Origin of the sequence: Ekhidna sp. (genome assembly GCF_965221965.1) — a bacterium.
Lineage (GTDB): Bacteria > Bacteroidota > Bacteroidia > Cytophagales > Cyclobacteriaceae > Ekhidna.
In genome coordinates this window covers 2,959,898-2,984,076 of record NZ_OZ244926.1, presented here as the reverse complement: position 1 = coordinate 2,984,076, position 24,179 = coordinate 2,959,898, and the positions used below count along the sequence as shown (strand labels likewise).

20 protein-coding genes and 1 tRNA gene are annotated in these 24,179 nt (G+C 40.3%); 11 read left to right on the top strand and 10 right to left on the bottom strand.

Annotated elements, in window-relative coordinates:
* Positions 1 to 27: 27 nt before the first annotated feature.
* The 8 genes from ACOQON_RS14015 to hflX form a co-directional block, all read right to left on the bottom strand.
* The gene (locus tag ACOQON_RS14015; protein ID WP_420576044.1) at positions 28 to 933 is read right to left on the bottom strand and encodes a hypothetical protein; all 906 of its coding nucleotides are present in this window, start codon (positions 931 to 933) and stop codon (positions 28 to 30) included.
* 12 nt (positions 934 to 945) lie between these two features.
* Positions 946 to 1,110 (bottom strand): hypothetical protein, encoded by a 165-nt coding sequence (locus tag ACOQON_RS14010; RefSeq protein ID WP_420576043.1) that lies wholly within the window; start codon positions 1,108 to 1,110, stop codon positions 946 to 948.
* 10 nt (positions 1,111 to 1,120) lie between these two features.
* Positions 1,121 to 1,624 (bottom strand): hypothetical protein, encoded by a 504-nt coding sequence (locus tag ACOQON_RS14005; protein ID WP_420576042.1) that lies wholly within the window; start codon positions 1,622 to 1,624, stop codon positions 1,121 to 1,123.
* 125 nt (positions 1,625 to 1,749) lie between these two features.
* Positions 1,750 to 3,108 carry a sigma-54-dependent transcriptional regulator gene (locus ACOQON_RS14000; RefSeq protein ID WP_420576041.1) on the bottom strand — a complete coding sequence of 453 codons (1,359 nt, stop codon included), beginning with the start codon at positions 3,106 to 3,108 and terminating at the stop codon, positions 1,750 to 1,752.
* On the bottom strand, positions 3,109 to 5,505 hold the full coding sequence (locus ACOQON_RS13995) for an ATP-binding protein (protein WP_420576040.1): 2,397 nt from the start codon (positions 5,503 to 5,505) through the stop codon (positions 3,109 to 3,111). It abuts the gene before it with no gap.
* A 77-nt stretch (positions 5,506 to 5,582) separates the two neighbouring features.
* Complete coding sequence (locus tag ACOQON_RS13990; protein ID WP_420576039.1) at positions 5,583 to 6,494, bottom strand: DUF4382 domain-containing protein; 912 nt, start codon at positions 6,492 to 6,494, stop codon at positions 5,583 to 5,585.
* A gap of 342 nt (positions 6,495 to 6,836) precedes the next feature.
* A tRNA-Arg gene (locus tag ACOQON_RS13985) sits at positions 6,837 to 6,908 on the bottom strand.
* A 29-nt stretch (positions 6,909 to 6,937) separates the two neighbouring features.
* Entirely contained in the window at positions 6,938 to 8,062 is a 1,125-nt protein-coding gene (gene hflX, locus ACOQON_RS13980) for a GTPase HflX (RefSeq protein ID WP_420576038.1), read from the bottom strand.
* Between the two features lie 65 nt (positions 8,063 to 8,127).
* On the opposite strand from hflX, the gene ACOQON_RS13975 reads away from it, so the two are divergent.
* The 10 genes from ACOQON_RS13975 to ACOQON_RS13930 all read left to right on the top strand — a co-directional run bounded on the left by ACOQON_RS13975 (position 8,128) and on the right by ACOQON_RS13930 (position 20,223).
* Positions 8,128 to 9,237 (top strand): glycosyltransferase family 4 protein, encoded by a 1,110-nt coding sequence (locus ACOQON_RS13975; protein ID WP_420576037.1) that lies wholly within the window; start codon positions 8,128 to 8,130, stop codon positions 9,235 to 9,237.
* A 39-nt stretch (positions 9,238 to 9,276) separates the two neighbouring features.
* Positions 9,277 to 10,032, top strand: coding sequence for a polysaccharide biosynthesis/export family protein (locus ACOQON_RS13970; protein ID WP_420576036.1), 756 nt, complete (start codon positions 9,277 to 9,279; stop codon positions 10,030 to 10,032).
* Positions 10,032 to 12,407 carry a GumC family protein gene (locus tag ACOQON_RS13965; protein WP_420576035.1) on the top strand — a complete coding sequence of 792 codons (2,376 nt, stop codon included), beginning with the start codon at positions 10,032 to 10,034 and terminating at the stop codon, positions 12,405 to 12,407. The genes ACOQON_RS13970 and ACOQON_RS13965 overlap by 1 nt, the downstream gene beginning before the upstream one ends.
* Positions 12,408 to 13,127, top strand: a complete 720-nt coding sequence (locus tag ACOQON_RS13960) for a tyrosine-protein phosphatase (protein ID WP_420576034.1) — start codon at positions 12,408 to 12,410, stop codon at positions 13,125 to 13,127.
* A gap of 96 nt (positions 13,128 to 13,223) precedes the next feature.
* Complete coding sequence (locus ACOQON_RS13955; RefSeq protein WP_420576033.1) at positions 13,224 to 14,627, top strand: tetratricopeptide repeat protein; 1,404 nt, start codon at positions 13,224 to 13,226, stop codon at positions 14,625 to 14,627.
* Positions 14,628 to 14,695: 68 nt separating this feature from the next.
* Positions 14,696 to 15,451, top strand: a complete 756-nt coding sequence (locus ACOQON_RS13950) for a phosphosulfolactate synthase (RefSeq protein ID WP_420576032.1) — start codon at positions 14,696 to 14,698, stop codon at positions 15,449 to 15,451.
* Positions 15,452 to 15,466: 15 nt separating this feature from the next.
* The gene (locus ACOQON_RS13945) at positions 15,467 to 16,345 is read left to right on the top strand and encodes a DUF368 domain-containing protein (RefSeq protein WP_420576031.1); all 879 of its coding nucleotides are present in this window, start codon (positions 15,467 to 15,469) and stop codon (positions 16,343 to 16,345) included.
* Positions 16,346 to 16,394: 49 nt separating this feature from the next.
* On the top strand, positions 16,395 to 17,132 hold the full coding sequence (locus tag ACOQON_RS13940; protein WP_420576030.1) for a shikimate dehydrogenase family protein: 738 nt from the start codon (positions 16,395 to 16,397) through the stop codon (positions 17,130 to 17,132).
* A 3-nt stretch (positions 17,133 to 17,135) separates the two neighbouring features.
* Positions 17,136 to 19,157 carry an excinuclease ABC subunit UvrB gene (gene uvrB / locus ACOQON_RS13935; RefSeq protein ID WP_420576029.1) on the top strand — a complete coding sequence of 674 codons (2,022 nt, stop codon included), beginning with the start codon at positions 17,136 to 17,138 and terminating at the stop codon, positions 19,155 to 19,157.
* 97 nt (positions 19,158 to 19,254) lie between these two features.
* Positions 19,255 to 20,223: a ketoacyl-ACP synthase III gene (locus ACOQON_RS13930; protein ID WP_420576028.1), complete on the top strand. Its 969-nt coding sequence runs from the start codon at positions 19,255 to 19,257 to the stop codon at positions 20,221 to 20,223.
* 89 nt (positions 20,224 to 20,312) lie between these two features.
* Here the strand turns inward: ACOQON_RS13930 and ACOQON_RS13925 are convergent, their stop codons facing one another.
* Positions 20,313 to 22,484 carry a ComEC/Rec2 family competence protein gene (locus ACOQON_RS13925; RefSeq protein WP_420576027.1) on the bottom strand — a complete coding sequence of 724 codons (2,172 nt, stop codon included), beginning with the start codon at positions 22,482 to 22,484 and terminating at the stop codon, positions 20,313 to 20,315.
* 117 nt (positions 22,485 to 22,601) lie between these two features.
* Positions 22,602 to 23,384 (bottom strand): J domain-containing protein, encoded by a 783-nt coding sequence (locus tag ACOQON_RS13920; protein WP_420576026.1) that lies wholly within the window; start codon positions 23,382 to 23,384, stop codon positions 22,602 to 22,604.
* Positions 23,385 to 23,486: 102 nt separating this feature from the next.
* Between ACOQON_RS13920 and ACOQON_RS13915 the strand changes: the two genes are divergently transcribed.
* Complete coding sequence (locus ACOQON_RS13915) at positions 23,487 to 24,179, top strand: glycosyltransferase family 2 protein (protein ID WP_420576025.1); 693 nt, start codon at positions 23,487 to 23,489, stop codon at positions 24,177 to 24,179.

Here is a 24,179-nt window from a genome sequence, read left to right as displayed (position 1 = left end):
AAGAGTCACCACAACCCATAACTGATCCTAGCTTTTAACAGCTACAACCAGGTATTTCGAAATCCCCCAGAATTTTTCCGGGTTCTTAATGTCAATGTATTTGACAACATCTCCTTCCTTCACTATTTCATAGGAGTCTGAAGGGTGTTCTGTAATCAAATCAACTTTCTCAGAATCTACGATTAGACGATTCGTTGTTCTGATATCGATCTCACTAAATTTGTCTTTGGATGCATCCGGGTCTAACTCATTTGTCTTGCCAAACCATAAGAAACCTCCTTCTTTAGAGACAAGCCCATCTTCCACAAGTGACTTTTCAGAACCAATTGCGAAGAATGCTTTATTAAGCTTTTCTTGTTGCATATTGATCTCAGCCATCTGAGTATCTAACGTTTTTTCCTGTGTATCTACCCGATACTTCAATGACTTGATATCAGCCGTCATTTCGGCTATTTCGATATCTTTTTCTTCCAGCTCCTTTCTCAGGGAAGCGACAGACTGCTTGCGGTCCTCCAACTCTTTGGAGAGTTGATTTACACGGTTTTTGAACGAGTTGAGATTGATATTAGCATTGTCCAACTTCGACACTAATCGAGCAACCGTTTCATTGGTTTGAACGATCAGGCTGTCAATCATACTCATGTCTTTAACCATTTGCTTTTTATCAGCAGTTGTGAAATCATTGGTGTTGCTTACATTAGAGAGTAGGTTTTCTCTCTTTTTGATTTTTTCAATCTTGCTTTCGACTCCATACATGATGTCAATGATCTCATTGTAAGCTGAGTCACGTTTTTGTAACTCTTCTTCCAATTGAACAGACTGTACAGTCAATTCTTCCTTCTCTTCTTGCATGGAAATGAATGCCGCTGCAAGACCTACGGTGATAACTAATCCAATCACCACGGCTAGTATGTATTTAGTTTGGGTTTTCATAACGGTTTATATTTAAATTTTCACTTGGTTTATAATTGATTTAATCCAGCGCTTTAGTTTTTCCATCCGGAATATGACCGGTACTTTTTCTTCGTATTCATCACCATAAGTGCTAAGGTGAGCGATACTACAGACGGTAATTCCGAGAAGAATGTATGCGATTGCTACTAGTTCCATAATGTTTTTATTAAAAGGTTACTTTAATGCCTAACCCAGGATCTAAAGCGATGAATGCGTCTCCATCAGTAGCTACTTCAAAGAAAGGTTTGAAGTCCAGGCTCATTGCGATGGGTACTTCCTGAATTTTATACTCGATACCGAAGATTCCGTCTATACCAAACCCAACTTCAGATGTTTCCCTTCTGTATAGACCTTCGTTGCTTACCACGTCTGACTGAGTGGCTACATGACCACCGATCCCGTAGTACCAGTTAAGTCCCGGTTCAGAAAATGCCGGGGCATAACGTTCAACCAATAAAGTGGCTGAGAAGGCATTTGGGTAAAATCCCACTATTCCTTCCAGTGCCTGATTGTTTCCTGTAAAATGTTTGATTGTCAATCCTGAAGTTCCAAGTCCACGAACACCCACTGCGGTTTTATAGGTGGTGCCGGTTTTCAGTTGCTGACCCAATGCAGGAGCAGCGAGTAGGATACTTAGAATTACAACAGATATTGATTTTATGAATTTCATAGTCATTTCTAATTGTCGTTTGACTATGAATATTCAATCGATGTGCCTTATAAATAACTACTTGAAAATCAATGTGTTATAAAATTATGCTTGTTCTGCATTTTCTCATTTTGAGAAAATGCATCTTACTGAGAGGATTCTTTTTCTTCTTTCAGGAGTCTGTAAATCGTGGATTGACCAATATCAAGCTTATCTGCAACTAATTTTATATCCTCATTATACTTTTTCAGGTAGGAATGAATGATTCGCATTTGATAGCCTTTCATGGTCATCTCCTCTGTCAGAATATCAGAAAGCACATCTTTCTGTGCAAAAGTGATATCCTCCGGAACGATCATATCTCCATCTGACATGACCATGGATAACTCAACAATGGACTTTAATTCTCGGATATTTCCAGGGAAAGGGTAGTTCATCAATTTCTGGAGTGCCTCCTTTGTAAAGGATTTTAATTCCTGATCATTTTCCCGCGCAAAAGCTTCTGCGAAATGTTTTGCCAGGATAATAACGTCTTTATCACGTTCACGCAATGGTGGTAATTCAATTGGTAATCCGAAGAGCCGATAATATAAGTCTTCTCTGAAGTTTCCATTTTTTACTTCCTGCTGTAGATTTCTGTGGGTTGCTACAATTACACGACAGTCTACTTTGATGGGGGAGGAACCGCCGACACGTGTAATTTCTTTTTCCTGGAGTGCGCGTAAGAGTTTAGCCTGCAAAGAAATATCCATCTCGCCAATCTCATCGAGGAAGAGCGTGCCTCCCTGAGCCTGCTCAAATTTCCCAATGTGCTTGCCGGTAGCTCCGGTGAATGAGCCTTTTTCATGTCCGAATAGTTCACTTTCAACCAGGTCTTTTGGGATGGCACTCATATTGACCGGTATGAAAGGTTTGGTTTTTTGCTTTCCATTGTAGTGAATGGATTTAGCCACCACTTCTTTTCCGGTACCAGTCTCACCGGTGATCATTACTGTAATATTGGTTTGGATTGCCTTCTCAATAAGTTTGAAGACACGCTTTATTCCGGCACTTTGACCGATAATATTGCTTGAAAAGTCGTATTTCTTCTCGACCTCTTCCTGAAGTGATTCCACCCGTGCTTCCAGCTGCTTATTTTTATCCAGTTTGTTCAGCACATGGATCAGCCTGTCACGAATGTCATCGGTTTTGGTGAGATAATCGTAGGCTCCTTTTTTTAGCAGATTGATTGCTGTCTCTATATCCTGTTGTTCAGAGATGATGATAACTTCTATGGAAGAATCAAATGACTTGATTTTATCAAACAACTCTGATCCGGAATAGTCCGGCAGTCGAAAATCCAGGGTGACGAGTTGAGGCTTTTCTTTTAATTCTTTGAGCAATGATTCTCCATCCGGAAACGCCTTTACAATATGGTCAGGATTTAGTTCTAGCGTGTGTACAAGAAGTTTCCGATACCAATCATCATCTTCAACGACAAATATTTTGAAAGACTGATCGCTCATTTATTTTTTGTTTTTCCGTAAATGTAATTGAAGTGCTTCAACGAGCTCTTTTGTTGATTTTTTGATGTCTTTATACTCATCTTTTGGGATAGGGTGACCGTCCCTGGCACTTAGTTCATGTTTTTTCAATAGGCTGACAACCTGGTCTGCTTTTAAGTGTCTGGCGGGAGCAATGATTTTATGGAGCACTTCTGCAGCATCCTGCCAGTTCTCATTCCCTGCATGTTGGTCAAGCAATCGCAGGTTTTCATTTGTACTTGTGATGAAGGTTTCGATCATATCTGTAACAAAAGAAGGATCTCCCATTTTGGAAAGCCCTTCCAGATTAAACGATGCGTTGTTATCTATTTCCATGTCCTTAGATTTTCTTGAGTCAGAAGGTATAGCTTCATTCATTAGGCCAAGAAGCTCGTCTGTGTCAAATGGTTTTCTTAGTACCTGATTGATACCAGAGCTTTTAGCATTTCTCATATCAGCATCTGAAACAGTTGCAGTGAGGCCAATGATTGGAGTTTCGGCGTTTCGCTTATTCTCTTTCCTGATTTTTTCAGCCACTTGTGGACCGTCCATCTCCGGCATTCGAAAATCCATGAGTACTATGTCAAAATCTTTTTTCTGCATAAGATCATAGGCCTCTTTTCCGTCCGCTGCTATGTCGTATGTTATACTCTGATCTTTTAAAATGGCCTCTAGCAACTTTCTGTTAAATGCCTCATCATCGGCAATCAGCACATGCATGCTATCAAGTTGAGGGGTCTTTTTAGTGAGGAGAGCAGAGTTTTTTGTGTCCTGATCGGCAAGCTTGAAGGGAAGTGAAATTGTAAATGTGCTTCCTTTACCGACAGTACTATCCAGTTTTATTTTCCCTCTATGGATCGTCACCAATTTTTTAGTAATGGAGAGTCCCAAACCGGTTCCCTTCCGCTTATCTTCTCTGTTTACCTGCTCAAATTCATTAAAGATATGTTTCTTCCGATCTGCTGGTATTCCGATTCCGGTATCCATGATCTCGAATGAAAGTTGGATTCCTTTTTTGGTTTCTTTTTCTCTTTTGGCTGTCACATATACCCCGCCCTTATCGGTAAACTTGATTCCATTATAAATCAGATTCAGAAGGATTTGTCGCAGACGGTAAGGGTCACCAATCACTATATCGGGCAGATTTTCTGTTTCATATTCCAGCCGTAGATGTTTTTCTGTAGCCTTATCCTCCAACAATTTGATGGTATCATTTACCAAATCAGCAGGACTAAATGGCTTCTCTTCCAATTTTATCCTGCCGCCTTGCAGCTTGGAAAAATCGAGTACATCATTTAGAATGTGAGTGAGGTGCTCGGTGGATTTATCAATGATGTGGAGGTATTCCTCTTGCTCCTGATCGAGATTACTCTTTTCAAGTAAAATCTTAGCGAAACCACCAATAGCATTCATGGGGGTCCGAATTTCATGGCTCATATTGGCGAGAAATTGTTCCTTTTCTTTGGCCAGTTTCAATGCATTTCTTCTCGATGAATCTAATGCCTGTTGATGCTTTTTGGTTCTAAGAATGTAAATGACCAATACAGAAAATGTGATTAATAGGAGGAGGGGTACAACTATACTGAATCTCGTGACATATTTGTTTGTATATCGGGCGATTTCCCGCGCATTTGCTGCGTGATTTCGTATTCTTTCAAGCTCCCACTTTTCGAGTGATGATAGCAGCTCGGATATTTCAGCTTGTATTTGCTGGTGATCACGTTGCAGGGTGAATTCTTTTAGCTTTTGAGTGTATGCTTTTTGTTGCGATTGGTTGGCAATCGAGTCTAGTTGGCTGTTAATAAGGTTTTTATACTCCGTAGAATTATAGATGTCGATGGTGTCAGAGGTTATTACCTGTTCTTCCTTTCCAAAAAGATTTTGAAGAAACCCTCTTTTTTTTCGCATGAGCGTATCTTCCAGTATTTGTTTGGTTTGGATATCGTTCAGCTGAAGTTTGAGGTTGGCAAAGGTTTCTTCCATGGACTCATAGTCCAGATCTGCAACTTGGGAAAGGACTGTTCCTTTGTTTAATACCAGATCTTGTAGCCGATCCATGGATTTAAGTATTTCCGGATCATCATTTTGTTCTTTCAGTGTGTCAATTATTCGTACGGTCTGGGCAATGCTTTTTCTGAAGTTCTGCATGTGTATTTCCTCATTTGTATACACATAGCGTTCCATGGCATGCTCGACTTCTTGAAGTTCAATATCAATATTATTGAGCAAGAGAAGGTTGACATTGGGTTCTACTTCGCTTTCCAATGCCCCTATAATCTGATTGAGGTTATTATATGCAAAAAATCCCAGGAACGATGCACCAATGGTTAATACCAGCAGTGACGTTCCTAGTATATAAGGAAATCGATTACGTTTCAAAGATGTTCTTTTAGACAAAGGTGAAGATAGTTTGTGGTAACTAAAAAAGGGGCACAGGGCCCCTTTGATAGTTCTAATTATTGCAATAGAATATTAGCCGTTACTGCAGAATTAGATTCAACGTCAATTGTGTTGAATAAAGATCCGTTGATCATGATTTCTGAAGAAACTCTTCCTTCAAACTCAAGTTCCTCATCATCATCTGTATTGGAATATGATGCTACAACTATTTCATAATCACCTTCTTCCATAAAGGCCAACATGTAAGATCCGTCTTCAGCAACAATCGCTGAGTTTACTGATCCTTCATATCTGGTTCGACCTTCAACAGGTTCATTTTCTTCAGATGCTGAGAAACTACCTTCTTCATATGCATAAACAATTAGTCTTTCCGATGAACTTGATTGACCATCTACAGTACCTTCGATTGTACCAGTAGCATCAGCCTCAACAAGTCTGGCTGTAGGTCTCAGCATGAAAGTCCCTTCACCGGTAAATACGAGAGCTTTTCTTAAATCTACGTCAGCAACTATATCGGTAGTGGCATTAGCTACTACTTCAAATGTTCCATTTACTTTATAGCCGGAAGTTGTCCCACTTGGAATCTCTAGTTCTTCTTTAGTTCCGTCATTCATTTCAATGTATGAATCAGAGGCGCCAGAGATTATAAATCTTAAGTCAGAATAGGTTCCAGCCTCAAGATCACCTTCACCAAGAGCATAAGTTTCACCATTTTGATACGCCATTAAGTTGAATTGTTTAGGTGTATCAAATGTGGCTACTGTTCGAGTCTCACCATTTGCGGTGGCCTGAACTTCACTGATAGACAGCATAACCTTACTTACATTTTCTGCATCAACTGCAGCATCGGTCATGGCAACACTGGCTTGTCCCTGCGATTCAACACTTGAATCATCGTCGCTACAGGCGAAGAGACCTGATAGTAATAGTATTCCTAAAATTTTTGATGTTAATCTAAACTTATTCATTACGAGTAAATTTTTGGTTCAACATTTATTTCGCCTAAGGATGTACTAAGCCCGTGCCAACGGTTCCTTTCTGGATGAAAACACACCATGTGTAGATGAATGGGATAAATCGATCGGTTACTATTTAATGGGATTTCTCAAAATGAGAAGATAAGTGTTATAATGAGAGAAAAACCCTTTGGAAGAGGATAAGACATGGTTTCTGGAGAATCCCATAACAGCGGCGAACCGTCTGGATCAAGCGTTTTAGAGTATTAAGTAGCCCTGACAGGAATCGAACCGCAGCGGCGGACCGTCTGTATCAAAAGTTTAGAAAACTTTAATTATGCACACCGACAGTAGTAGCCTCTCCAGGACTCGAACCTGGATCAAGCGTTTAGGAAACGCCTATTCTATCCCTTGAACTAAGAGGCCATGTAAACAAAAAGCAAAAATATAAAACCTCAATAAACCTCTTGCTGCATGTAGTTAGGATAGATTCTCATATGCACCTTCTTAACTTCGGAAAAGAGCAATTCTCTTAGTTCGGGGATTCCTTGCTTTGTTTTAGCACTAATTTGAATGGATAGACCTTTTCCATTTTGGGCCACCGGCTCTTCTACTTTATCAATTTTGTTGTAGACTTTGATCGTAGTGATATCTGCAGCACCTATTTCCGCTAGTGTTTCATCCACAATTCGAATGTGATCTTCATGTGAAGGATTCGAAGCATCAATTACGTGAAGCAAAATATCGGCTTCCATCACCTCTGCCAGCGTTGATTTAAAGGACTCAATCAACGAGTGAGGTAATTTCCTGATAAACCCAACCGTATCCGAAAGTAGGAAAGGAATGTTATTCAAAACCACTTTACGGACAGTTGAATCAACTGTGGCGAAAAGCTCATCTTTTGCATATACCTTTTCCTTGCTCAGCAACTTCATCAAAGTGGACTTTCCTGCGTTGGTATAACCGACTAAAGCCACCCTGGCGACTCCGCTTCTGGATTTTCGCTGTGTATTGGATTGTTTTTCAATTTTCTCTAACTTTTTCTTGAGCACATTGATCTGATCTCTGATGATCCTTCTATCTGTTTCAATCTCCTTCTCACCTGCACCACCCCGAGTACCTGTTCCACCTCTCTGTCTTTCAAGGTGAGTCCACATTCGGGTAAGACGAGGGAGTAAATACTGGTAACGAGCAAGCTCAACCTGCGTCTTTGCCTGAGCGGTTTTTGCTCTCTTAAGAAAGATGTCTAAGATCAATAAACTACGATCGTAGATTTTGACTTTAAGCTCCTTTTCAAGATTTCTTAGTTGTGACGGAGAGAGATCATCGTCAAATACAACCACATCGATCTTATCCATCTGGCACATGATCTTGATCTCTTCAAGTTTTCCTTTACCAACAAAAGTTTTGGGGTCAGGATGCTCCAGTTTTTGGGTGAATTTCCCCAAAATATCTATCTGCAGAGTCTGAGAGAGGAACTCGAGTTCATCCATCATCTCTTCCATACGCTCATCAGACTCTGATTTAGAGCCGACAGCCACGAGCACTCCTCGCTCATTCTTTTTTGCAGTTTCAATCATATTCTTCGCAAAGTTTGCTAAATAAGCATAGCTTACAAAAGTTTGCTATCCAAAGAGTTTACACTGTGAAGGTCGCTTTTGTTGCCAATACTTGTTGGAATATCTACAATTTTCGGAAGGGTCTCGTTCATCACTTTCTATCTAAGGGTGACGAAGTAATTGTGCTGGCTCCTCGAGATGAATACACAGAAAGGATTGAAGACTGGGGGCTTAGGTGGATAGATACTCCGCTGCAGGGAACCGGTACAAATCCAATAAATGACATTGGTTATTTCAGAAAGCTTCGTTCAGTATTCAGTCAGGAAAAACCGGATGTGACTCTGGCGTTCACTATAAAGGCGAACATCTACTCCGCATTGGCAGGTAGGTTTGCTTCCATTCCGGTAATCTGCAATGTAAGTGGACTGGGTACCGTCTTTCTTGTCAAAGGATTGGTTGGCAAGGTAGCAATGTGGTTATACAAAATAGCCTTCAGATCTGCCGGTCATATTTTCTTTCAAAATCAGGATGATAAGGAGCTTTTCATATCACATGTGAGATTACCTGAAAATAAGATTGGAATCCTTCCCGGGTCAGGAATTGATCTGAAGCAATTCACTCCCGTTCCTATTCCTGAGAAGGATGTGATTAAGTTCCTCATGATTTCTCGTGTTATTGTGGAAAAGGGTGTTCAGGATTTCGCGGAGGCTGCTGTTCAATTCAAAGATGATAGGAGAGTGGAGTTCATTTTGGTTGGAAAGTTTGATGAAGGTCATTCAAGATCCGTTTCACGAGCTGAACTGGAGCAATGGGTTTCGGATGGAATTATTGAATATTTACCACATTCAGATAAGATCAGCAGGCTGATCGCTGAATCAGATGCGCTTATACTTCCATCGTATCGGGAAGGAACACCACGGACATTGCTGGAAGGAGCGGCAATGGGGAGACCTCTTTTGGCATCTGATGTTCCGGGCTGCAAAGAGGTGGTAAGAGATGGCTTTAATGGTTTTTTATTTGAGGTTAAAAATGCGAAGAGTTTATCTGATAAGATTCGTCTTTTTCTATCGCTAAGTAGGCAGGAGCGAGAGCAACTTGCAGCTAACTCTCGTAAGTTGGTAGAGGAGACTTTTGATGAAAATATTGTCATTGATATGTATGATCAAACAATACGTCGAATCATCAAGCCTTCATAGATTATTTCTTCTATTTTTACGACTTATAAATACTTATCTGTGAACCGTTTAGTATTAATTGTTTTAATCGCTGTTTTAAGTAGCTGCAAAGCCTACAAGCAAGACATCATGTTCCGGCTGGATGATGACTTCACTAAAGAAGATTTATCAGTCGTGACTGAAGAGATCGAAAGCAACTATGTCTTGAAACCGAATGATGCGCTGTTGCTTGATGTTTTCACCAATGATGGAGAGCGTCTCATCGATCCCAATCAGGAGTTAATGACCAATCCTGGACAGCAACAGCAGCAACAGTTTAGAGATCGATTTCAATATATCATCCAGGCTAATGGAATAGCCACTTTTCCAATGATCGGAGATATGCAATTGGAAGGAATGACTCTTTTCGAAGCTGAACGAGCGATCGCGGAACGTTTCAATAGTGTTTATAAAGGCTCTTTTGTGAAGCTGAGAATAACGAACCGACGGGTTTTTGTACTAGGAGCTCCAGGGGGTAGGGTGGTACCAATACCCAATGAAAACACCAGCATCATTGAGGTGCTGGCCTCAGCAGAGGGACTTGAAATGGGAGCGAAAGCACAGAATATTAAGTTGATAAGAGGAAAAGAGGTATATCGTATAAACCTTGCCACCATCAGTGGTATGAGGGAAACAAATATGAAAGTAGCTCCGGGTGATGTCATCTATGTGGAGCCATGGAGAAGACCATGGTTAGAAACGTTGAGAGATGTCTCTCCGGCTCTCAGCCTTATTTCCAGTGTCTTAACTTTAATCGTTGTTGTTCAGAATATATAATGGAAGGCAACATCCAAACACAAAATCAAACTGACACAGAAAAGGATTTTTTCGAATCTTTTGATCTCGAGCGATTCTGGTATGTCTTGAAAAGAAGCAAATTCTGGCTTATCGGATTTGTACTGCTCACCACGTCCTTGTCATATGTATATGTGAGGTATACAAAGCCGCTTTACAATTCAGAATCCATTGTCAAATTGGAATTTGAGAGTGAGGCAAACGTCTTGGGACTGGTGGAGGTCGTAAATACTCAGGAAAGAAATGAAATTTCGGGTGAAATAGAGCTTATCAAGTCCAAGCTCTTCCTGAATCGAGTTGCTGATGCTGCTAAAATGGACGTTTCGTACCACGTTTATGGAAGGTACCTCACAGATGAGCGATATAGGAATTCTCCTTTCATCGTTTCTTATAAAATCCACAATGCCAATTATTATAACAGGCCATTTGATATTGAATTTGGTGCGGAGGATTCTTTTAGCCTATCCTGTCAAATCAATGATGAAGAAGTAGAGAACACTTACAATTTTGGGGAGGAAATCAAGACAGAGGATTTTAATCTACTAGTTCAACGAACAGAGTTATTTAATCCAAAGGATGAGAATAACTACTTTTTTATCATTTCTAATAGGGATGCGTTAATTAGCACACTTCAAAATAACCTTGAGGTTATCCCGGAAAATTTTAATGCGAAAACAATTAAAGTTTCATATTCAGATCATAATAAGTACAAAGCCAGGGATTTAGTTGATCTGGTGGATTCACTTTATTTGGATTACACGAGAGAAGTAAAGAATGCAGCTATTGAACAGAAAATAGAATTCCTGAATCGACAGATAGAGAGCACAGAGGATAAACTGGAGGAATACGAAGATTATTTTGAGCAGTTTACAATAGAAAACAGGACCACCAACCTAGATGAAGATTTAAGCCGTACAATCGAACAACTCAGCATCCTTGATTCACAGCGATTTTCACTAAGGAGAAATATCAATGATCTGAATGTGATTCAGAATCAAGTCAACACGAAAGGCCCCATTGCTGTCAACCCACTTATGCTTGAGCAGTTGCCTAAATCTCTTTCGGAGGCGATTTCAGAGTATTCGGATCTCCAACAGGAGCGGGAACTAAAGCTTGCGTCATATAATGAAACGTCCTACATCGTGGAGCAGCTCGATGTGAAAATGGAGAAATCAAAAAATCTCCTGACCGAACTGTTACAGTCTTACGATCAAACACTTGAGGATCGCATGGATCAGATTGACAGGAGGCGAAACATTCTGGAAAATAACCTTTCGCAGATGCCATCAATGGGCACTGAATATGGAAAGAACAGACGTTTTTATGAGTTGCAGGAGGAATTTATGCTCTCGCTTCAAACCTCAAAAATGGAGCTGGAAATCACCCGAGCAGGTACTGTAACCAAAAATGTGATTCTCTCTCCGGCCTCACTGCCTCAAGCACCGATTAAACCTCAAAAGGCATTAATAGTAGGAGCAGGCTTTATGGTTGGCTTGATCATGAGTGTAGTTTATCTCCTAATCAGATACTTAGCGCACAACAAAGTTGCAGGTGTGAGGGAATTGGAACGATTGGTGAAAGTTCCTGTGCTGGGTGCAATTCCTCAGTATAAAGAAGCTTCATTGAATCATACTTCCCTTGTTGTTACCAAAGATTCCAAAAGTTCGCTGAGTGAGGCACTACGTACGATTCGGACCAACCTTGATTTCATTCACCCTAAGAGTGGGTCAAAATCAATTAGTGTTACATCCACAATTTCAGGTGAGGGAAAAACATTTGTTGCTGCCAATCTGGGAGCGATCATGGCCATGACCGGGCAAAAGGTTTGTGTGGTAGATATTGATATGAGAAAGCCCAAAGTGCACCTTGCTTTTGGTGTTGCCAGCACGCATAATGGTGTCAGTACCATTCTCTCGGGGAAAAGCAGTGTAAAAGAAAGCATTCAAAAATCCGATATTGAGGGGTTGGACTTTGTTTCGGCCGGGCCTACACCTCCTAATCCATCCGAGCTATTACTCCAAAAGGGGTTTACTAAAATGCTGGAGGATCTTCAAAAGAGTTATGATGTGGTTATCCTTGATACCCCCCCTGTTGGGTTAGTTACCGATGGGCGTTTAGTAATGAAAAGCTGTGATATTCAGCTTTATATTGTACGTGCTGATTATTCTAGAAGAAGCTTTATCAAAGTAATGAATGATCTGAAAGTAACAGGCCAGTTCCCAAATATGACGACAATTCTTAATGCGATTGATTCTACCCCGGGCTATGGTTACGGTTATGGCTATGGTCATGGTTATTATACTGATGAAGAATCAAAGCGGAAGAAAGTAGCCACTAGCATTAAAAACTTATTCTAAATGGGCCTTTTCGGTAAGAAAAGCATTCATCCGCTAAAGGTTGACCTACACTCACATCTTATTCCGAATATTGATGATGGCTCTCAATCTATGGAACAAAGCATTGATATGCTTAAGAGCTTAATGGAACTCGGCTTTAGTAAAGTAATTACAACGCCACACATTCACCCAAGGTATCCTAACACTCCGCATGTGATAATGTCCGGTTTGGAGGCGCTTCAGGCAGAGGTCGTTTCGAGAGGAATACAGGTAGAAATAGAAGCGGCTGCTGAATATTATGTAGATGAGTCTTTTTACTCCAAAGTAAGGGAAGGTGATCGTATTCTATCGTTCGGAGATAAGTTTGTTCTTGTGGAATCTTCTTTTGTGAATAAGCCAATCTTTTTTGAAACTGTCATGTTCGACCTCCTTGCAAAAGGGTTCAGACCTGTACTTGCTCACCCGGAAAGATATCAGTTCCTGGAAGGAAGTATTCGTTGGCTTGAGGAACTAAAAGAAATGGGAGTTATGTTTCAGGTTACTTTGGGTTCTTTGGGGGGGTATTATGGAGAAAAACCATTACAAATTGGCAAACAATTAATAGCTAAAGAAATGGTTGATTTTCTGGGTTCTGATTTACATCGCCAGAATCACCTGCCATATCTTGAAAAAGGATTGAAGTCCAAAGAAATACAACGATTAATTAAAAAGGATCTACTTAAAAATAAGGATCTTTTATGAGGGTGTGGAAAACTTTTTAGCCCCTAACCCAAGGGTTTTAAGTACATTTTCGCGTAAATTCCTTAAATCATTTACCACCGAATTTAATCTTTTGCCATGGCCGAAGAACATAAACGTAAGGAAGAGAGAGAGTTGATAAGAAAGTTTGAAGCATTCCTTAAAAACAGGGAAAATCACTTCTTTGATGAAGAGTCACTCATTCAAATCATTTGTTACTACAGTGTACATGATAAATTAAATCAGGCACTAAAGGCTGCTGGTATTGCTTTGGAGCAATTTCCTTACTCGGTAGATCTTACAATAGAGAAATCTGATGTGCTCGTTAAAATGGAGAGATCGGATGAGGCCATTGATCTGCTTGACGAAACGTTAAATATCCAGCCTAATGATCCTGAATTGCTTCTGCAAAAAGGTGCCATCCATTGTTTGCTCTCTGAGTTTGAGGAGGCAATCGAGGCATATGAGAATGCCATTTTAAATGTGGATGAGAAGGATGAAGTGTATTTTAGTATAGGCATGGCTTATCAGGGACTGGGTAAATACAAGGAAGCTGCTGAGCAGTACAAAATGGCCATTGAAATAAACATGCATAATGAGAATGCATTATATGAACTAGCCTATTGCCTGGATGTCTCTGGAGAATTGGAAAGCAGCTTATCGTATTATCAAAAATTCATTGATCAAGATCCTTATTCGGAGTATGCGTGGTACAATCTGGGAATCGTTTATAATAAGCTAGCCAAGTTTGACGAAGCGGTAGATGCCTATGAATATGCCACCGCAATAGATGAAGGCTTTAGTAGTGCATGGTTCAATATGGGTAACGCCCTTATGAACCTGGGGAAATACGACAGGGCCTTGGCTGCATACCTGAAAACCTATGATCAGGAAGGAGCTTCCCCGGAGACTTATTGTCATATTGGTGCGGCCTATGAAAAACTTCAGCAACACGAATTGGCTATAAAGTATTATCAAAAAGCTACAAAACTAGACCAGTTGTACCATGAAGCGTGGTATGGTGTTGGCGTTTGTCTCGCTCTTCAGGATAAATGGTATGAAGCTATCCATTTTTTGAATAAGGCCCTCAAGATCGACTCTGAAAACGCCCACTATTGGAAAGCAGTTGCGGATGCTGAATATAAAACCGGTAATCTGGTCTCTGCATTGGATGCCTACAAGGAAGCCAGTGAGATGAATGCTGAAGATCCAAATATTTGGCTTGACTGGTCTATGGTGTATTATGAACAAGGTGATTTTGCTCAGGCCATTGCCATATTGGAAGATGGATTGGACGAATGTCCGGACAATGCAGAAATGTACTATCGAGGAGTAGTGTACCTCATTGGATCCGGTAGCTACAAGAATGCCATCAATAGACTTGAGACTGCATTAATGTTGGATTTTGAAGGGCATGAGGTTCTTTTTGATTTCTTCCCAAACCTTCCGACACAAAAAGCACTGTACCGAATTATTGATCAGTTTAGACAGGATAATAAATAAACTTTGACCGTCTAAAGATAATTTGTGATTTTTGGGGCTTGTTTTGAAATAAGCACCAGATATCCTAAATGAATTATCATCTAAACAACCTACCCGAGCGAACACAAAAACCAAGAACTGAAGGCTATACCATGGTCATGGATAAAGGCCTTAGTTTACGTGAAGTTGAAGATTTGATTGAGTCAAGTGGTGATTACATCGACATAGTGAAGTTCGGATGGGCCACCTCATTCGTTTATCCAAATCTTAAAGAAAAGATTGCTCTATACAAGTCAGCAGGAATACCCTGTTACTTTGGCGGAACATTATTTGAGGCCTTTGTGGTTAGAAATCAATTTGAGGACTACCAGAAGGTGCTGGACGAATTCGGTTTAGAATACGCTGAGGTCTCCGATGGATCAGTGGAAATGGATCACGATGAAAAATGTCAGTATATCCATACACTAGCCAAGCAAGTGACAGTGCTGAGCGAGGTGGGATCAAAAGATGCCGCTAAGATCATTCCTCCGTATAAATGGATTGAGCAAATGAGAACAGAACTGGAAGCGGGTGCCTGGAAAGTGATCGGAGAGGCTCGTGAAAGTGGAAATGTTGGTCTTTTTAGGGATTCAGGCGAAGTACGCCAAGGGTTGGTTGAGGAGATTTTAACACAAATTCCATCAGAGAAAATTTTGTGGGAAGCACCTCAAAAAGCCCAGCAAGTCTGGTTCATTAAGCTTAGTGGGCCCAATGTGAATCTTGGAAACATTGCACCAAATGAGGTAATTCCATTGGAGACCATTCGACTAGGACTGAGAGGAGATACATTTAGCCACTTTTTGTAGGTCGTATTTTTTAAAATGATCAATTTCAAACTTTTCCTAAAAGGTGCTGCCATGGGATGTGCCGATCTCATCCCGGGAGTTTCGGGAGGAACGATAGCATTGATTACAGGGATATACGAGGAACTGATCGACTCCATTCGCTCAATTGATGCGAAGGCACTAAAGCTTTTATCCAGTTTTAAACTAAAAGAGTTATGGCACCATGTGAATGGTCCATTTCTCCTCCATGTTTTTGCTGGAATACTTCTTAGTATTTTCTCACTTTCAAGTCTCATTACTTATTTCTTACATGATCATCCAATCCCACTTTGGTCATTCTTTTTTGGTCTTATCCTTGTTTCGGCTTTTTATGTGATGCCCAGAAAAAGAGGCATGGATGTAATTTTTTTTACAATACTTGGCATGCTTTCAGCATACCTGATCACCTCACTTACCCCGTCTGCTACAAGTGACCAGCTTTGGTTCATTTTCATTTCTGGAGCGATTGCCATTTGTGCCATGATTTTACCAGGTATTTCGGGTTCCTTTATACTGATCTTATTAGCGAAGTATGAATTTATCCTACATGCGGTTAAGACTCTTGATGTTAAGGTGATCCTTACGTTTGGAGTGGGGTGTGTGGTTGGGCTACTTTCATTTTCCAAATTGATCCATTGGCTTTTGAAAAATCACAAGTCCATCACCATGTCTGCCTTGGCCGGTTTTATGTTGGGATCATTAAATAAAATATGGCCGTGGAAATTGGAGTCTGATTTTAGCTTTACCAATCTTACCCCATCTGAATTCACTGAATCCACTGGTGAGCCAAATCAACTAATGGCGGCCATTATTTTTTTCATAATTGGTGGTGGGGTTGTTTTTCTCCTTGAACGAATAGGAAGAACTGCAGAATAATTTCCTGTTTTCTTCGCCCTTCATTTTTTCGCCCTAACTTTAGTCTCCCATGAAAAAATACGGATTGGTTGGTTATCCTGTAGAGCATAGCTACTCCCAGGATTTTTTTCAGAAAAAGTTCAAAAAACTTGGCCTTAAGGATCATTCGTATGAGTTGTTCGAGATGGAATTTTTAAATGAATTTCCTGCTTTATGGCTCAAGCACAATGATCTAAAAGGAGTGAATGTGACAGTTCCGTATAAAGAGCAGGTACTGAAGTACATCGATAAGCAAGACGCTAGTTCAATCAAGGTTGGTGCTGCAAATGTGATTCACAGAAAGGGAGGGAAGCTAATCGGTTATAACACTGATTATATGGCCTTTAGAAAATCATTAAAGTCCTGGATTGGAGCTTTTAAAGGAGAGGCCTTAATTCTCGGTTCAGGAGGAGCATCTAAAGCTGTTCAGGCGGGGCTGACTGATCTGAATATACCATACAATCAGGTAAGCAGAAGCTCTAAGGGTGGAGACTATACATATGACCAACTGAAGGCAAATCCAGAAGTGATTGAACGTTTTAAGCTGATTGTAAATACCACTCCTCTTGGGATGTATCCCAATATTGAAACAAAGCCAGAGATTCCTTATCAACGAATATCAAAGGGAAACTATTTATATGATCTGGTTTATAACCCTGAGGAAACTATATTCATGAAAATGGGTAAAAAGTATGGAGCAAAAACTAAAAATGGGTTGGAGATGTTGGAGCTTCAGGCAGAAAATTCTTGGGACATTTGGACAAGCTAATTCATGGATTTCGAACTTACCTCAGAATATAGTCCAACGGGTGATCAACCTGAGGCTATAAGACAGATTGTAGAAGGTGTAAACAATGGGGAGGCAGCTCAAACATTACTTGGGGTGACCGGTTCCGGTAAGACCTTCACCATGGCCAATGTGGTAAATCAGGTGCAGCGACCCACACTTGTACTAAGTCATAATAAAACACTTGCTGCACAGCTTTACGGTGAATTTAAACGCTTTTTCCCTGAAAATGCAGTAGAGTATTTCATCTCCTACTATGACTATTATCAACCTGAAGCATATATTCCAACAAGTAATGTCTATATCGAAAAGGACTTGTCAATCAATGATGAGATCGAAAAACTCAGGTTAAGCGCCACTTCCGCTCTATTATCAGGGAGGAGAGATGTGATTGTAGTGGCCTCTGTTTCATGTATCTATGGTATAGGTAATCCAGAGGAGTTCGGAAAAAATGTAATCCGATTACAGGAGGGTGATAATATTCCAAGAAATAAATTTCTTTTCGACTTGGTTGATATCCTATACAGCCGGACAGAGGCTGAGTTTAAGCGAGGGACTTTTCGTGTAAAAGGGGACACAGTAGATGTGTTTGTGGCCTATGCGGATTTCGCCTATCGGTTTATTTTCTGGGGTGATGAAATAGAATCGATCCAGCGGATTGATCCCATAACGGGGGAAAAACAATCGGATGAACGTATCATTACCATATTTCCGGCGAATCTTTTTGTGACTGGAAAAGATCAGCTTCAGGTGGCGATAAAGGAGATTCAGGATGACATGGTTGAACAGGTGCAGTTTTTTGAGGATGAGCGTCGATTCCTCGAGGCGAAGCGATTGAAGGAGCGAACTGAGTTTGATCTGGAGATGATCCGTGAGATTGGATATTGCTCTGGAGTCGAAAATTATTCCCGGTATTTTGATAGAAGGTCTCCCGGGAGCAGGCCCTTCTGCCTACTGGATTACTTCCCGGATGATTTTCTTATGATTATTGATGAGAGTCACGTGACCATACCACAGGTAAGAGGTATGTGGGGTGGCGACCGTGCAAGAAAGGTAAATCTGGTAGATTATGGGTTCAGGCTGCCGTCTGCCATGGATAATCGTCCTTTGACTTTCAATGAATTTGAAGATATGCTCAATCAGGTCGTTTTTGTGAGTGCCACTCCGGGCGACTATGAATTGAGAAAATCTGATGGAGTTATTGTTGAACAATTAATCCGACCAACCGGATTGTTGGATCCGGTCATTGATGTAAGGCCAAGCCATAATCAGATAGATGACTTAATGGAAGAGATACAGCAGCGAATCGAAATGGAGGATCGTGTGTTGGTCACCACGTTAACAAAGCGGATGGCTGAAGAGCTAACTAAGTATTTGCTCAATGCTGGAGTAAAAACCCGATATATCCACTCTGAGGTAGATACATTGGATCGTGTAGAAATATTGAGAGAATTGCGACTGGGAGTTTTCGATGTGTTAGTGGGAGTCAATCTATTACGTGAGGGTCTTGATCTTCCGGAGGTTTCTTTGGTAGCTATTTTAGATGCAGATAAAGAAGGCTATTTGAGAAATGAACGTTCCCTTGTGCAAACCATCGGTAGGGCTGCCAGAAACGATCGGGGCAAAGTAATCATGTACGCTGATAAAGTGACTGGTTCGATGAAAATGGCTATTGATGAAACCAACCGTAGGAGAAGTATTCAGATGGAATACAATGAAAAGCATGGAATTACGCCGGTCTCATTAAAGAAAAACAGAGAAGAGATTCTGCGTCAGACAGGAGTAGCGGATAAGAAGAAGGGGAACAGGAAATATTACATTGAGGAAGAGCAGAATCTTGCCGCCGATCCGGTGGTGGCATACATGGATAAAAATCAGCTCAAAAAGCTGGTAGATGAAACACGAAAGAAAATGGAGAAGGCAGCCAAAGACCTAGACTTCATGGAGGCTGCACGGTTAAGGGATGAATTACAGGAAGCAGAGAAAATGCTAAAAGAAAACAAGTAGTTCTTTGGAATTGACCCCTTCCTGATTCAACTTGCTTTTGAAATAGACGACACACCCAAAGATTAATCTATTTCGAATTAAATCCCCAATATTTCTTATGTCACAAATTACAGCATTTGGTACCTATGTACCTGAACGAATCGTGGACAATCATTACTTCGAAGAATTTATTGACACGAATGATGAGTGGATCATTTCCAGAACAGGGATAAAGACCCGTCGCTTTTCGAAAGATGGAGAATACACCAGTGATCTGGCGGTTAAAGCAGTAAATGACCTGGTGGAAAGCAGCGGAAAGGATATTTCAGATGTGGACTTCATTATCGTTTGTACAACCTCTCCGGATCAGCCTATGCCTAATTCTGCCTCAAGGGTGCAATATAAGCTTGGTATTCAAAACTGTGGCTGTAATGATGTATATGCTGCATGTGCAGGATTTGTTTACGGTTTACAAATTGCTCACGGTTTTGTGAATTCCGGAATTTACAGGAAAGTTTTGGTGATAGGGTCAGAGACTCTGACCAAGATCATGGATTTGGAGGATCGAACTTCTTGCATCCTGTTTGGTGATGCTGCGGGAGCGGCATTGATTGAGCCGGGTGATAGTGAGCATTTTATCGCTTTTAATTCTGGAACAAATGGAGATCTTGGACATGATTTATACCTGAGTCATAAGAAAAACAGCATCAATGGTGTTGGGATTAACCCACACGGGAAAATTGTCCAAAATGGCCGGTCTGTATTTAAATGGGCGGTTGGGAATATCCCTAAGAAGATCAGAGAACTGGTAGAGAAAGCTGGAATGACATTGGATGACATTGATTATATCGTGCCTCATAGTGCCAACCTTAGAATTATCGAAGCTATTGTTAAGGATCTGGATTATCCAATGGAAAGGGTACCGGAGAGTGTAACGGAATTTGGAAATACATCCTCAGCTTCCATTCCTCTGGCTATTGCAAAGTCCAAAAGAAATGGTGGGATTAAGAAGGGAGATACGGTTCTGATGATTGGGTTTGGTGGTGGATTGACTTTTGCGGGCGCTATCGTTAAATGGGAAATTTAATTGAACTTTTTCAGATTTTAGTTTTGGTGAATAGCCTGATGTATATACATTTGTGATACTACTAGGCGGTAGTAAGTTTTTTCCCGATGCTAGTCGGGATTGGTGGTGAACAGAGCGGGCAACATTGTCCGCTCTTTTTTTATGCCCTCGTTTAAGGGTACCCTAAGTGCACCATCCACTTTCATGCTGTGTATGCGAAGACCAAGTTTTTTGGCTTGAGTTTTCATTTTTTGAGAATAGAATCGAGAATTTTTATTACTTATAATTAAGTGCTGGAATGAAAAATGTTCTTTAAGCCATTCCATACTTTTCACAGCCTGGTTGTTAATAACTACAAAATCAGCATGGATTACTTTTTTAAAGTCGAGGTGAAATGTGGTAGAATCAAAAATCAAAAATCTCTTTCCAGCAATTTGACCAAGTTGAACCGCATCTTTTTGCTGGAAATTTGCTTCTTCGAGACTTACAAGAGACTCTTTGATGGGTGGAAGGTGTGAGGATAATCTATGTGGGTTTATTTGAAAGGAAAGCAACTCTAACTCACTTTTCTTAAAGTCATCAATGTAAAGTTTTCCATGATGGCCACTGATGTGATCAACAGCCAGCTTGTCTGAGATTTCATAGAAAACAAGCTCTTCCCTGGTCGATTGTTTCTCATTGGATATCCAAGCCCAAAGCATAAAGATTACTCCAAAGCACGACGAGACAACCAATGTTTTAAACGATGAATAATGGAGGCCAGCAATTAGAGTGAATACGATAAGGTATGTCATGATTAAACCAAACCGATCCATGTAAATCCATTCTATTAAGCTATTGGGCAGGACATGCACATAGCTGATTATTTCATTGATCAGCCATATGAATTGACTTAGCCAATGACCAATAAATGCTCCGACCGACGAAATGACTGGGTCAATTACCAACATACTAATTCCACCAACCAACATTAAAAAAGAGGAAGGAATGACAATAAGGTTTGAAGCAAGAAAGTAAGTCGGAAACTGATGGAAATAATAAGCTGACAAAGGGAATGTAGCGAGTTGCGCTGCGATGGAGACACACGTAATGGCCCATGCTTTGTCCAGTAGCCAAATTCTAAAGTCAAACAGCCTGTAGAATTTGGGTTGTAAATAGACGATTCCAACAACGGCAGCAAATGAAAGCTGGAATCCGACCGAATAAATTAAATAGGGATCAAACAACAATAAAATGAATGCTGCAAAAGCAAGCGTATTATAGATATTACCTTCTCGAACGTAAGCCTGACTGAAAGCAACTAATGAAAACATGGTTGCTGCTCTTAAAACAGATGGACTTAGTCCTGTAACCATGGCATAGAACCAAATAGTGGATACGCTTATAAGGCCAAAGGCATAGTTGCCCCATTTTCCCGATTCTGTCAACTTGCCAAATACAAGATTGATTAACAGGAATATAATTCCAACATGCAGACCTGATACAGCCAATACATGCATAGCTCCGGCGGAAGAGTATGCCTTTTTTACATCATTATCGAGATGATCCTTGATGCCTAATAATAAAGCCTGGGCAATACCATTTTCTCTGGGATTTTGAATGTATTTATCTATGGTTCTTGAAGCTGACTCTCTAAGTGAAAAAGCCCACTCCTTGAATATGTTTGGTGGATTGTTCCCTACTATTTTTATTCGTGCTTCCTCGACAAAAGCATGACTATAGATATTCTGACGTTCCAGGTATTTCTTATAATCGAATTCATCTGGATTATCCGGGCCGGAAACCGGATAAAATTTTCCATACACAATTAATCGATCACCATATTTCAGAGGAGTGTTGAGGCTATCTTTCCTGATATAGAGATGTATTTTGCCGGCAGCTTCGTGAATGGAATCAGATGTTGAGTATAGGGTATTTATATTAAAATCGTATCGAAAATGATTGGTTCTCTCATTTGCCGGACTGGTTACAATGCCCGAAAAACCTTTAATTTCTATTCGATGGTTTGTGTAGTGGTGGGATGGATGATTTTGATACTTATATTTTGCAATACTGCCGCCAATAATTAACAAAATACTGAAGGCAAGGATACCATTGATGTGTCTAAGTTTGTAAAAGCTGGTCTTATGAGAAATGAAGAGGGAAAAGGAATAACAACCTATCAGAATACAGAGGGCAGTGATTGACCATAGCTCCATTGTCGTAAAGTGGTCAAAGCAAACGATTCCAAGGATTAGAGCAATTGTAAATCGCACAAAAGGGTATGTATTCCAGAAGTACATGCCGTTGTGCAGTAAAGATGCAAGTCAAATTATTAAAATGCAAAAAGCGGTTTTATAAAATTTTTTAATTGAGAAAAATTGTTTTAGCGATTCGTAATGACAGGATCTGATCCTTTATTATATCTCCGAAATAATAAATAGCAGCAGAAACAAGACAAAAAAGCCAGGCACTAAGCCGCAGGATAGCCGAAAATCTGTGTATTCCTTGTTTCTTATCACGATAGCAGAAAATACAAGAATGATGACAGAGAACACATTTCGAAAGGTGTAAATGGATCCATTAATAATGAAATCCCTTTGTGTCCCAATGACCTGAACCCTGGCTGGTATCTGAAAGAGAAGAGAATACTTTACATTAATTCGACCAACGTCACCCTCCCTATAAAGATCATAAAGAGACTTTGAGGCAAAAATGCGCTTACCATTTTCTAACAAAATATTCGTTTCAAATCTGGTTTCATTAATTGTTTCTATTCTCTCATGCACTTGATTAGGCTGATAGTAATAGTCAACAGTAAAAATCACCGCCAGTACAAAAAAGACCATATTAGCCATTCGCTCGTACCGATAAAATCGTGTTTTTAATTTGAGGAGATAGATGATTTTATTCCTTTCTTTTTTCACTCTTTTGGCTCGATATTCCTCCTTATATCGTTGATATGGGGTGACTTCTTCAATATCCGTTTTAACAGGAACTCCTTGAAGGTAGAGGTCATAGAGATTGCGTGAAGTAGCATTGGATAAAACCTCATAGGCTTCATTAATCAGGATCATTTGATCTGCCGCAGTAGTGGTCGGGTTAAGATCCGGGTGATAAATTTTAACCAACTTTCGATAAGCTCTTTTTATTTCTACATGGCTGACAGAATGAGCTACTCCTAAAACTTCATAGTGATTCATGGCTCATAAAACTAAAAATAGATTTGAATGTAAGTGTCATCACAGAGTCAGTTTTAGTCCGATCATACACCTACCTTTGCCGCCTCATAAAAGAGCGTTCTTTTGAATAAACCAGATATCCGTGTGATTATTCCGGCCTTTAATGAGCAAAATGCCGTTGGCCTGGTTATCGATGAAATTCCTAAAGATTGGGTTTCGGAAGTCATAGTAGTGGATAATGGCTCAACCGATGATACGTTTGAACAGGCAAAATCAAGGGGAGCCACAGCTCTCAAAGAACCAGACAGAGGCTATGGAAATGCCTGTCTTAAAGGAATGGCTCACATTGCTTCCTCGACTTCTAAACCGGATATCGTGGTATTTCTCGACGGAGATCACTCAGATTATCCGGAACAGCTGGTGGATCTGATAAAGCCCATCATAGAAGAAAATGTTGATATGGTGATCGGCTCTCGTGCGCTGGGTAAAAAAGAAAAGGGCAGTATGACGATTCAGCAATTGTTTGGCAACTGGCTGGCAACTACCCTGATAAAGTTGCTATATGGTAAGAAGTACACAGATTTAGGACCATTCAGGGCGATTAGATATGAAAGTCTGCTGACAATCGATATGAAAGATCGCACTTATGGCTGGACCGTGGAGATGCAATTAAAAGCTGCCAAGTTAAATTTGCATACGAAAGATATTCCTGTGGATTACAGACAAAGAATCGGTGTTTCAAAGGTGAGCGGTACGGTAAAGGGAACACTGGGTGCCGGATACAAAATCATCTATACAATTTTTAAATATCTATAG